Origin of the sequence: Legionella sp. (assembly GCF_965140895.1) — a bacterium.
Taxonomy (GTDB): Bacteria; Pseudomonadota; Gammaproteobacteria; order Legionellales; family Legionellaceae; genus Legionella.
The window spans coordinates 1-11,545 of sequence record NZ_CBCSKT010000122.1; the positions used below are offsets into that span (position 1 = coordinate 1).

An 11,545-nucleotide genomic window follows, 5' to 3' on the forward strand; every position below is an offset into this window, starting at 1 on the left:
ATAGCCCCTTATTCAAAATAAGGGGCTATTTGATCATAACTAACTATTCATTAAAAGATTTTGATGATCTCACCCTGAACAGAATCCATATTTCCGTAAATAAAATTCATTATTTTGCTATAATATTCGTCATTTAAATCTTTTTCTTTAATGATACGTCTTGGTGGCGCTAAATGAAGTTGCAGGCGATATATAATATTTTTTTTAGATATATCCGCTTTTTTCTCTTTTAACCAGGTTTGATGCGGATCAATCATCGCTTTGAATTCAAAGCCCTCGTTTAGAAGGTTATCGATAAAAAAAGAAACTTTTTTTTCTACTTGGTTTGATGTCGTCTCAAAAAATGAATAATTCGGATTCATAAGTATTAATTCCTCACCCGTGTCTAATATTCGGTCAAGATAGGCTTCCTTCCTTCAGGACGGTCGCTGCCTTTGGCTTAGCGCGTTGGCGAGTCGATTTAGGGGGCAGGGATGCCCTGGAATTTTTCACGAGGTAGCGCACCCCTTTTTTAAATATCCCATGGTTTTGGGCAGAGCCCCAAGTTGTAAACCCGCAAAGCAAATTTAATTATACAGCAAATTGATGATAAATGAATCAGTTCGGTCGAGCTGCTTCGCTTTTTCCAGTGTAACATTCTATTTTAATTGATCGATTGTGAGTACATAAATAGTAACTTTAATCAAACTGAGATATTCCCCTTTTATTTTCTATTGGGATCCTTTATTCCTTTTGAAGTAGCCTGGATTATAAAAAAGCGTGAACAACACGCCTAATAAAATAATGAGGCCATGAACTACGAAGTCGTATGTAGCATGATTATTTGTATGTAATGACATTTTTAGAAAGGACAATAATAAATCCAAATAAACAAACCACCGAATAAATGGCCATAATAAAAACAATGTTGTACGAAGAAACGTGAGCATTGAGATAACGAATGAACTTACCCGATTCCTTTTTTTGGCGTTTTGACCTGGTGTATTGTTAGCAGCATTGCATTGCTTTAACTTTTGAGGGAACAAAACAACGTTCGTCATGTTTTCTCTCCTTGTTTTCCATGATATGTTGATTAATTTTGACTTTTAAATCAAATTAAATACGATTAATAGTGTGATTAAAATAGTCATTATTCCCGAAGAAAATAACGCCGTTATCGAGTAAATTTTAGTGCTTGATCTAATTGTGTTCAGCTCGGTTATCGTATTTGTCATAATCTCCTGAATGGAGTTCATTGCTTGCTCCGAACTTTGCTGCATTAATCTGGACATGATTTCTTTACTTGATGCTAAAGAGGCATTTACTATTTTTTCAGCCTTCTCATGAGCATCCCCTTTCCATTTCATGGAGCACTGTTCTAATTCACTTTTAAACGTTATCAGAAGTTCCTGGTGTGCTTTTTTACTGTCTTCGATTAGCTGTTGATTTACGGTATGAAGCATTAGGATGGGATCATCCTTCCCAAGGAAAGTGCCATGCTTTACGGCAATTTCTTTAATTAAGTGATCAAGTTCTTCAGACATTAGAGCACCACGACATTATCTAACTGAGAAAATAATTGATCCCGAACAATTTTTAAACGCTGCCGTGTCATAATATTATTTCGAGTATCTTCTAGAGCTTCATTAAAAGTTATTTTTTTCTGGAGCATATCTGTTAGGTCACGGCCATAGGTTTCTTCTTTCAATACAGGAATATGAATGAGCGAAGAAATGCGCTCTTTATTCTCACGATAAACTTTCATTTGCTCAAAGGATTTACCTTCATGCTCAATGGAACCCCAGTATGGGTTTAACCAAACAACAAAGTGTGTATCTAAAGGAAATTGATTAATGAGTTGAGCGAAGCCATTCATTGTATCCAATAACGCTTGGCCCCCTGTAATTACCGTATGAACAACGAGTTCATGTCCTAATTCCTTCAATAAAGCAGGAACTTGGTTACTTATTAAATAGTGGGACAGCGGGACAAAGGAGCTGGCCCCATTATCAATAATCACATCATATGGAGTTGATGCAATCAATTCGATGAGTGTGTCAAAATGGCGTGAATTAATTTCATCTCCATCCATGATTTCTAATCGTTGTACGTTAAGTGCTTTAAACCCATGAAATGTGGCATTAATCGGATCGGTATCAATGCATAAAGGATTATGCCCTTTATGCAGTTTATATTGCGCAGTAGTGGCCGATACAAAGGATTTTCCCACCCCACCTTTTCCTTGCATTGTTATGTGTATTCTCATTATAAAAGTTCCTCCGGGTTGGGTGTTGGTCGAAAAGTAAACCCAGGAATTCCCTGCTTTGGTTTACGTTCATGGTTATCCCCTGCCTTGGGTTTTTTTATTTCTGATAGAGTTTGAGCAGGTTGCTCTGCACTTTGAGACGAAAAGATTAATTGCGATACATAGGTCCTAAACGTTTTATAGCTGAATTCAATCTTACCTTCTTCCACTAAGATTTCCCAGATCACTTTCTTAGACCAGCCAACCAATAGTGCTTCGTGAATCTCCTCTTTTAATGCAAGAAAAGCTACTTTATTTTTAGAGTTGGCGGATTTCATTTTTTTTTCTTCCCGCTCGGCAATTCGTTTCGCTAAAGAGAGTGCCATAAAGTGATTCAGTGGTAGTTTGAATAAGCTAAAGTGTATTTTGTTTTATGCTATTTCTCAAGAGGTTGCGATTTAATTATTGCCCTTTTCCGCTCTTTTATGCCTTTTATTTGTTTTTAGTTGAACTTTATATTACTTTAAGTGCTTATTTGTGCCTATTAACTATCTAATTGGGTATAATTCCCTTTGGCGTACAAAAAGTAGTACCAACACAAGAAAACATGGCAAACACCTAAGAGTCCCAGTCCTTCTTTCTGAAGAATCCGAAATAAAAAATAACGCCCAAAGAGCAGGTCTTTCCGTTGCGGAATATCTACGGCGCCTAGGTTTGGGATATCACATTGACAGCGTTATCGATCAAGAAAACATACAAACACTGGCCAAGATCAACGCGGATTTAGGTCGGCTTGGAGGATTACTTAAACTGTGGCTGACAAATGACGAACGGTTATCTCGTTTTAGTCCGTCCATGATCACCGAGTTAGTACATCGCATCCAAATAACCCAAGATGCTTTGTTGACGGCGGTAAAAAAAATATGATCATTCGTCACATACCTATGAAGACCGTAAAAAAAAGTAGCTATGCGCGCCTGGTGCGCTATTTGACTAATGGACAAGGAAAAGAGGAACGGGTGGGAGACATAAGAATATCCAATTGCCGTAGTCTCGATCCTGTTTGGGCAGGGCTTGAGGTAAAGGCGACACAAGATAGAAATAAGCGAGCTCAAGGCGATAAATCCTACCACCTCCTTATTTCATTCGCGAACGGAGAATCATTGACACCCGAGGTACTAAAAACCATCGAAGACCGAGTTATCGCCTCGATTGGTTTATCAGAACATCAACGAATCAGCGCGGTACATCACGATACAGATAATCTACACATCCACATTGCAGTGAATAAGATTCATCCCATTCATTATACAATGGTAGAGCCCTTTCAAGCATACAAAAAGTTTTCAGAAGTTGCCGAACAGCTTGAATCAGAATTTTCTTTGATAAAAACAAACCATCGATGCAAAAAAGGACGTTCTGAAAATCTAGCAGATGATATGGAACATCATTCAGGAATCGAAAGCTTAATTAATTGGGTTAAACGTCATTGCATGGATGAATTAGAGAAATGCCCTGATTGGTTATCATTTCATAACACCTTATCTGGGTTCGGTTTGACTCTTGGCCTACGAGGGAACGGTTTGATACTTGAAAGTGATTCTGGAATATGTGTGAAACCCAGCTCTATATCGAGAAATTTTTCCAAAAAGAAATTGGAAGAACGATTTGGGATTTTTCAGTCCAGCAAAAATCAAAAACTAACAAAACATTATTCCTATAAACCCAAACCACTTCATCAGGGAAAAAAAGCTCAAGCACTCTACATCGAATATCAGGCAGACCGTATACGTGAAAAACAAGTAATAGCAGAAAAACTTCGAGTTCTACGTGATAAGAAAAATAGATTGATTCGCCAGGCGAAAACTAAGGGAAAGTTAAAACGTGCCGCGGTTAAAATGACCAAGGGCGGACGAGAGAACAAGAAGCTGTTATATGAATTCATCAGCCAATCCCTAAAAGATGAAATAGGCAAGGTCATGGAGCAATATCGTGTAGAATGCGAATATCAGTTGGCCCGAAGTAAAGGAAGCACCTGGGCGGATTGGCTTCAAAGAAGAGCTCTTGATGGCAATGAGGATGCGTTAACCCTGATGAGACAAAGAGCGATGAAAACAAACAAACACTATTCTTTATCGGGTCATAATAATAAAAATAGGTTGGAAAACTCCACGTCAATAGACGGCATCACTAAAGAAGGAACTGTCATCCAAAAAATAAACCAATGCACGATTCGTGATAATGGCAAAGAAATAAGCATTTCGCGAGGAGTTTCAGTGGAGGGTCTTATAGAAGCAATCATCTTGGCAAAAAAACAATATGGTGATTGCATTGCCGTTAATGGCTCAAAATTATTTCAAAACACTATTTTAATGGTTGCTGTCCGTTTTAAATTAGACATTAGATTTGATGATCTCAATTTGGAATTACAGCGCCAAAATCTAATTAAGAGCAACGGAGGTAGTAATGAGCAGTCAAGATCATCTGGAATTATCCATGGAACAACAACTGGAAGAGGCAATGAAGTTACTCCAACAAGAAAGTCCACTGGATACCCCAACACACGAGGAAGAAATAAGCGCATTAACTCAGAACCCAAGTCCCACTTTGAGCACATTGGACAATGCCCGCCGCCCGAAAAAAAACCGCTTGCGAAGCCTGTCCGAACTCCATGTGGTTCAGTTCTCCCGAGGAGGTGAAGTGTTACTGCAGAGTCATGTACACAATAACTTGGAGCGCAAAGGAACCCAATCTGATCACACAGTGCGACGGACAGTTTATGGTGTAAAACAGCTGAAAAGTAAAAATCGCATCAAATAACTTAAACGTCCGCAGAGAATCTTACTTGACTCTCTGCGAACATTTTGGTGTGGGGATTAAATATAAATTGACCCATTTTATTTCATAAGATTTAACTATCGAAACATAAACATACAGTTTTGCGGTGTATTTCTACATTCCAGAGTTCCATTAGCCGCCAAAGTCCAATATTTTCCTAGAGGTTTTTCTGCTGCACCATCCACATACCAATTAAAACTTTTTATAGGATTTAAAATATATTTCATATTTTTCTTGGTTCTATAGATGCATGATACGTGTTTATCAAAAGAGTCTGAGCCTACTCGTTCCAAAATAACGCCTATAAATTCTGTAGGATCATCACTGGCATTATGATTACTCTGAACTGCCCATCGAACTGTTTTTTCGTTAAGCGAGGTTCTCACTTCAAATGGGCTTATTTCTTTAAGGGTTGGGCAGCGATACGCCACGCTTGCTACTTCAGCCTGAGCCGCGATGTTATTGAGTAAAGACATCAAACCAATTAGAGATATAACCGATTTCTTCATTTTTAAAGTTCCTTTTTTAGGGTTGGAAATAAAATAGTACGATAGAAAGACCAATTTAAGCTCATGAATGAGGTTATCTGGCCATTTTTGGTAGTAAAGGTACTCTGCCACTCGATTTAAATCAATAAGGAGGTTCAACTTCAAGAAAATGAGTATTCATAATGCCTCAAGGCCAGTACCTGCTCACATTCATTCATTGTCGAACCCCTTATTCCTTGATGTTCATTTACACAGGTTGAACTAATGTTTTTGCTGTCGTTTGTTTTATTCCCTGTTGTTTCTGAATAATTTTCTTAACCACAGGTTTTATTTGACGTTTTACACCCTCAAATCCAAGATGGCTATTTTGTGCCAGGTCATTAAAATCACTGAATTTTCTGGGATTTACTTGTTGTTCATTGGGTGCAAATATTGGAAAAATTGCATGCCCATCAACTGAAGATGCGGCTTCTAATGCTTTTTCTTTTCCTGGATTACATGGTTTTCTATTACTATTGGTATTTTCGAGATGCTTATCATCATCCCCTGCAATTATTATTGCTTTATCTGGAAAGCGTTCTTTTAAACCCTGAGCAACAGCTATTAAATTACCCGAATCAAATCCACATACTATTGGAAATTCCAAAGCTTGTTTTATGGTTGCTGCGGTAGCATATCCCTCAGTAATGATGATTGCAGGTGCCTGAGAAAGATTTTCAAAACCACCGACAACATGAAAACACCCCTCTTTTCGACTGTCTTTGGCAAAACGTTTCGTCCCATCTTCCCTAATGTACTGCATCGTCCAAATATCACCATTTTTATCCATTACAGGTACAAATAGTGTTTTTTGTTCTTCATCAGTGAATACACCTTTGTGTATTTCTATGCCCTTAGATGTTAAATATGGGGTAGTACTGGAAAGTTCTTGTAGTCGAGAGAGTTTTTGCTTTAATTGCTTTGCTGTTTTATGGTGGAGCGCTTCTATCTCAGCCTCTCTTGTTTTGATTTTCTCAAGCGCAGTAGCTCTAAGTACCGCTCTTTCTTCCTCCGATAAAATATACCCCTTGCTCTTCCACTTGGGGTTCTTTGCGGGAAGGTACGAAATTTCCCAGCATGTCCCTGAAGCCCTTTGCCAGTCTAGGCTGTAGCCAATAAATTGATTTTTTTATTAGTTACTAAATTTTTTATAACCTCATGTAAATTAAGGCATTCCTTCTTGCTGTAGAATTCATATATTCCGATCAAATTAATGTGTTGCCATGCAACCGGCGAAAGTCGAATAACTTTCAACCACTCCTCCTCCATGTTATTCAGTTTATAGTGTTCATAGAGCCCCGATAGCAGCGATGTATTGTAGAAAATCATGCAATTGGCCAGTAAGCGTGCGCATTCATTGTTGATGGTAAGCTCAATCTTAGTTTTTCCAGCTAATTTTCTACTACTTATCTTGGCAATGGCCGATCTTAGCTGGTGATACGATTCACCACGGTTCAAAGAACGATGAACAGTCTTGCGCGTCCCCTCGTCATCAATGTAGTCAAGCATGTACAAGCTCATGATGATTTTATCAAACTCAATCAACGCCCGCAGTGTATCATTCGATTGGTAAGACGATAATTTTTTTACAATGGCGCTTTGGCTGCTCTTTTTAAGTCCCAGCGTAGCCATGATTCTTAAAATATTGTCCCATTCTTTAACAATCAACTTTACATTTACCTGTTTATTCGGCTTTATCAAAAATTTGTCATAAAGTTTAGGATCATCAAAACTGACAAGGTTTGCTTGTGCCTTTTTATCCAACTGAGTAAATCGTGGCATGAAGCGGTAACCAAAAAGATACAATATAATGAAATTCACTCGATTTATGCTATGCATGTCCCCAGACACAGCAGCTATTTCAATATCACTCGTGTTGCTGTTTAGTATATCAAACAGGTAATGACTTTCATGTTCGTTTGCACCAATGATTTTTGTACACAAAGGTAACCAGTTCGCGCATAATGTGTAAGCCGACACGCCCTGACCAAAACCGAAATATTTTGTTGAAAATCTTGCCATAATTGAATTGAATTTTGTTTCCAATTTCTGACCATCAATGCTCGCATGAATCCCGTAGTCTGCAAGAGTCTATTTTTCAAATATGGGAAGTTCCTTCAAGTGATTCATCACCACGTCACTTGCTTGCGTTAAAGTCATGTGTCGAATAAAGTCAGCATAAGTTGACTTTAGGTCATTCTCTTTAACATCGCTGATATCTTTCATTTTATCAATATCAATGCCGGTTGCCTTCGCTACAAGGCAGGCTGAAATAACCGCCTCGTCTGCTTGTTTTTTACTGTTCATCGGCAGTATATGAGTAAATTTTTTCATCAATCCAGTATGAGTATTAGCAAATTGCAGAATTTCACCAACACTGGTTAGGGGTATATTCTCATAAAAAGGATTATTGACACCGTCGTCTGATTTCTTGTAAGGAAAATGCCAGCGAACGACTTCGCCTTGTTTGTTCTGCTTAAGTTTTATTTTGTTATTTTCTCCTGATGTGATTTTACCATTTACTTCTTTGTAGCGTGGGGATAATAGGCTAGCAAGATCTTTAAGGATGTCATTTATATCTGTTGCAAGCAGCTTATTTTCCAAGCACTTAATGATTGAATTTTTGTTTTTATCCCAGTCCTGCTTGGGATGCAGCTCATCGTTTAGCGATCGATATGACAGACTATTATAAATGGTGACCGAGCCAGTTTTTATGCCATCTTCGATGTGAAGATAAAGCATAAACTCATACCGATCAGCATTAATGCTTTTAATTTTTTTGTTGTTTTTCTGGTTCTTGGTTTTTTTAATCACATGGCGTTGAAGCGCCTTAGGTATAAACTCGATTGGAACGTCCTTGAATTGATAAGTTCCAAATGATTTATTATTGGCAAAATGCTCTTTCATGAAGGTAATTGCAGTCTGTAATGCCTTGTCTTTGTCCTTAACATTACAAATGGCTTCTGTCTGGTAAGTTTCAGCTTCGCCTTTGTAGTAATTCACTTTGTGAGCAAAACTATTAACCAGGTGATCACTGATTTTCAAATAACGATAATGCGCATAGCACATAAGGTATAGTCTGGATAAATTCTTTTGCTTCATAGCGCGCAGGCCGTAAACGGTGTGGTACACAGCCAGATAAGCATAGTGCATTATATTTTGTTTTGAAATATCCAGCTCTTTGATTATTTCAATGGTTCGCTGGTATAGGGTTGATAAAAACTGATGCTTTTTGACTGAGGCATTAATTTCGCCAGTAAAGAAATCTTTTTGATCTTTTTTTATGGTCGTCAATTGATAAAAAAGTTCATCCTTTTCCAGAAAATTGGCTAATGATTCCCTGAGTGGCTTGTCCATTAACGTGTATATTTTATTGCTTAATCTGGTTTTTTCGTTGTTCAGCGCATCCGAGACCATCTCTTGCAATGTTGTGTACGATGGCCTGACAATTTTGTGTTGATGGAAATATTCCAATAGCGAATCAAATACGTATTTGGGCACAGCATGTTGCTTAATCAATTCCTTAGCATAACGAGCCGCTTTAGCTTTGTTCAGACTCGAATAAATCGACATGTTATATTTTTTTAAAATGGCATTACGATTATCGTAGTGGTACCGCTTGCTTACCTGTTTTTTGGAAATTTCTCTGTAGGAAAATATGTTTTGATAACATACCATGTGTCCTGCCGAATTCCTTGGAACGTAAACTTGTAAAAAAATTGTGTGATTCTAAAAAAACCAACTTGCAGAATGTAATCAATCTTTTTGGGGACATCGTTAAAAGAGCCAAGGTATGTTTTATCTTCCTCATCCAACTCAAACACAAAAGGTCTGTCATTATCAACAAGCGAAGGTAATTTATATAATTTATTAAAATCATCACTTGAGAGTATTTTTAGTCGAGCCACAGGCTACCTTTTGTATAGCGCAAAACGGGCGTTATTGCACATCAGATTTATTGTAGACTTACACTTTATATCTTTATATTTAACTGTATAATTAATTGTTCAATACAAGATTAAAAGTTAACGGACTATTTTTTGAGTAAATTATGGCCAAGACAATCGCATATATTCGTACATCAACAGATAAGCAAGATTTGAACAATCAAAAGCTTGAGATTTTTGAGTTTGCTAAAAAAAATAAACTTGAAGTAGATGATTTTATTCAGATGACAATTTCAAGTAGAAAAAATACTAAAGAACGCCGTATTGATGAAATGCTCTGCGCGCTTAATGATGCAGATACGTTGATAGTTACGGAATTAAGTAGATTGGGCCGAAGCACTGCTGAAGTTATCGGCCTAGTTAATGAATTAATTAAAAAGCAAGTCCGAGTAATCGCCATTAAACAAAATTTGGATATTAAACAGCATGACATGACTTCAAAGGTTATGATTACGCTATTTTCATTATTTTCCGAACTTGAGCGCGACTTGATTAGTCTAAGAACAAAGGAAGCATTAGCTTGCAAAAAAGCCCAAGGGATTCAGCTAGGGAAACCGAAAGGTACGGTTCAAAAAAGTAAGTTTGATCAGCATGCTCTCAAAATCAAAGAACTATTGGACTTGGGATTATCCGTTAGAAAGATTGCAATTTTCTTAGGGTACACCAATCATATAGGACTTAACACGTATATAAAAAAAAGAAAAATCAGGATGACTAATATTTCAACGGCGGTTACTGAGTATGATTAAATGGATTATAATTATGGATCACTCTGGTAGCGGTAAATCAATCGATGGAAGGTGAAGTTTTTGATATAATTAAGTTGCAAGATAAGCACTATTTGTAACTGATAATTTTGGTGTATCTGTAAAATTAATTTATAAGGATGTTTCTTTATGTATAAAAAATCTTTGGGGTTATATTGTCTTTTATTTTCAAATTTATTGTTGGCTTCGGATCTCTATACTCCCCAGTTAGTGCTTTCGAATAAAACACCGGGTCTTACTATAAAATTTCCTCCTCCTGTCCAAGATGCTGGGATGCCAGTAGGGCCAACTGATGCAACAGTGATTGATAACAAATTTGTAGTACTTGATACCTATGGCTCAGGGGTTTCTTTTTTTGATTCTCATGGAACATTGCTAAATAGAGTTTCTTTGCCTCAAGGCATTCAATTCGAAAATATTGTCAGGGATAGAGATAATTCATTATATGTATTCGGTACTGACCGTGAGCATACTAGGGTGGTCCATATTCAAAATGAAGTCATAACCGAACAAACCGATTATAAAACAACAATAAAACATTTTATTGATTACATTATTCCAGATGATTATGGCCTTATTATGATAGGAGCTGAATCTGCTTTACACCTTAAACTTGATGATTTACCAGTGTATTTTCAAGATAGAATTGACCGTAATTGTATTTCCTGTGGACCAAAACCCGTTGATGGGATACAGGCTGGTGGACTTCTATACCATATTTCACCTGGAAAAAATTCATCTTTTTTTATTGGAAAAAAAGAAATCCCTTTAAAATTATATAAAAAATATGAAACAAATTCGTATGAAATTATTCAAGTAGATCCGGATGGCACCGCATGGATTGACAACTTCATTATGCTTAATAATCTTCCACTCTACTATCTCTGGAAAGTGAATAAGTTAGGAGAAATATTAAGTATATATCGTTTTGCCAGCGATACGGAACCAAGTTCAACTGAATGGCCAATGAAGCGCGAATTTATTGTGAGTAATGATGGTAGGGTCTATCGCCTTATCTCAGATAAAGAGCGTTTTAAATTTACCCTTGTTAAACCATTATCAGTTGAAGAAATGAAGCGCCGTGCGAAAGAATTAGATTCAGCCTTATTTAAAAAAGAAGAAAAATCAAAAAAAAAAAGAAAAAGCAAGCAAGTCACAATCAGATCAGCGATTCCCGCTTAAATAGTATGCCAGCCTAAAAAACACAGGCGTGTTTTAAATTTAATCAAAAAAGATTCTAAC

The 11,545-nt window shown here is 37.0% G+C and carries 11 protein-coding genes and 1 pseudogene; 4 read left to right on the forward strand and 8 right to left on the reverse strand.

The features are described from left to right. Positions 1 to 50: 50 nt before the first annotated feature. The 5 genes from ACQY7T_RS12400 to ACQY7T_RS12420 form a co-directional block, all read right to left on the reverse strand. The gene (locus ACQY7T_RS12400) at positions 51 to 362 is read right to left on the reverse strand and encodes a hypothetical protein (RefSeq protein ID WP_428413824.1); all 312 of its coding nucleotides are present in this window, start codon (positions 360 to 362) and stop codon (positions 51 to 53) included. A gap of 348 nt (positions 363 to 710) precedes the next feature. Continuing rightward, positions 711 to 1,040, reverse strand: a complete 330-nt coding sequence (gene kleE / locus ACQY7T_RS12405; protein ID WP_428413825.1) for a KleE stable inheritance protein — start codon at positions 1,038 to 1,040, stop codon at positions 711 to 713. A gap of 45 nt (positions 1,041 to 1,085) precedes the next feature. Continuing rightward, positions 1,086 to 1,523, reverse strand: coding sequence for a conjugal transfer protein TraM (locus ACQY7T_RS12410; protein WP_428413826.1), 438 nt, complete (start codon positions 1,521 to 1,523; stop codon positions 1,086 to 1,088). Further along, the gene (locus tag ACQY7T_RS12415) at positions 1,523 to 2,248 is read right to left on the reverse strand and encodes an ArsA-related P-loop ATPase (protein WP_428413833.1); all 726 of its coding nucleotides are present in this window, start codon (positions 2,246 to 2,248) and stop codon (positions 1,523 to 1,525) included. Before ACQY7T_RS12415 ends, ACQY7T_RS12410 begins: the two co-directional genes overlap by 1 nt. Continuing rightward, the gene (locus ACQY7T_RS12420) at positions 2,245 to 2,610 is read right to left on the reverse strand and encodes a TraK family protein (RefSeq protein ID WP_428413827.1); all 366 of its coding nucleotides are present in this window, start codon (positions 2,608 to 2,610) and stop codon (positions 2,245 to 2,247) included. The genes ACQY7T_RS12415 and ACQY7T_RS12420 overlap by 4 nt, the downstream gene beginning before the upstream one ends. 157 nt (positions 2,611 to 2,767) lie before the next feature. On the opposite strand from ACQY7T_RS12420, the gene traJ reads away from it, so the two are divergent. Both traJ and traI read left to right on the forward strand, forming a co-directional pair. Then, the gene (gene traJ, locus ACQY7T_RS12425; protein WP_428413835.1) at positions 2,768 to 3,151 is read left to right on the forward strand and encodes a conjugal transfer transcriptional regulator TraJ; all 384 of its coding nucleotides are present in this window, start codon (positions 2,768 to 2,770) and stop codon (positions 3,149 to 3,151) included. Continuing rightward, positions 3,148 to 4,923 carry a TraI/MobA(P) family conjugative relaxase gene (gene traI / locus ACQY7T_RS12430; RefSeq protein WP_428413828.1) on the forward strand — a complete coding sequence of 592 codons (1,776 nt, stop codon included), beginning with the start codon at positions 3,148 to 3,150 and terminating at the stop codon, positions 4,921 to 4,923. Before traJ ends, traI begins: the two co-directional genes overlap by 4 nt. Positions 4,924 to 5,139: 216 nt before the next feature. On the opposite strand, the gene ACQY7T_RS12435 is transcribed toward traI, so the two are convergent. The 3 genes and pseudogenes from ACQY7T_RS12435 to ACQY7T_RS12445 all read right to left on the reverse strand — a co-directional run bounded on the left by ACQY7T_RS12435 (position 5,140) and on the right by ACQY7T_RS12445 (position 9,497). Then, entirely contained in the window at positions 5,140 to 5,571 is a 432-nt protein-coding gene (locus ACQY7T_RS12435; protein ID WP_428413829.1) for a hypothetical protein, read from the reverse strand. 226 nt (positions 5,572 to 5,797) lie between these two features. Beyond that, complete coding sequence (locus ACQY7T_RS12440; RefSeq protein WP_428413830.1) at positions 5,798 to 6,379, reverse strand: toprim domain-containing protein; 582 nt, start codon at positions 6,377 to 6,379, stop codon at positions 5,798 to 5,800. 311 nt (positions 6,380 to 6,690) lie between these two features. Next, a pseudogene (locus ACQY7T_RS12445) lies at positions 6,691 to 9,497 on the reverse strand (Tn3 family transposase). 143 nt (positions 9,498 to 9,640) lie between these two features. On the opposite strand from ACQY7T_RS12445, the gene ACQY7T_RS12450 reads away from it, so the two are divergent. Then, a complete protein-coding gene (locus ACQY7T_RS12450) occupies positions 9,641 to 10,285 on the forward strand; it encodes a recombinase family protein (RefSeq protein WP_428413831.1) in 645 nt (214 codons plus the stop codon). A gap of 147 nt (positions 10,286 to 10,432) precedes the next feature. Then, positions 10,433 to 11,485 carry a hypothetical protein gene (locus tag ACQY7T_RS12455; protein WP_428413832.1) on the forward strand — a complete coding sequence of 351 codons (1,053 nt, stop codon included), beginning with the start codon at positions 10,433 to 10,435 and terminating at the stop codon, positions 11,483 to 11,485. Positions 11,486 to 11,545 lie beyond the last annotated feature (60 nt).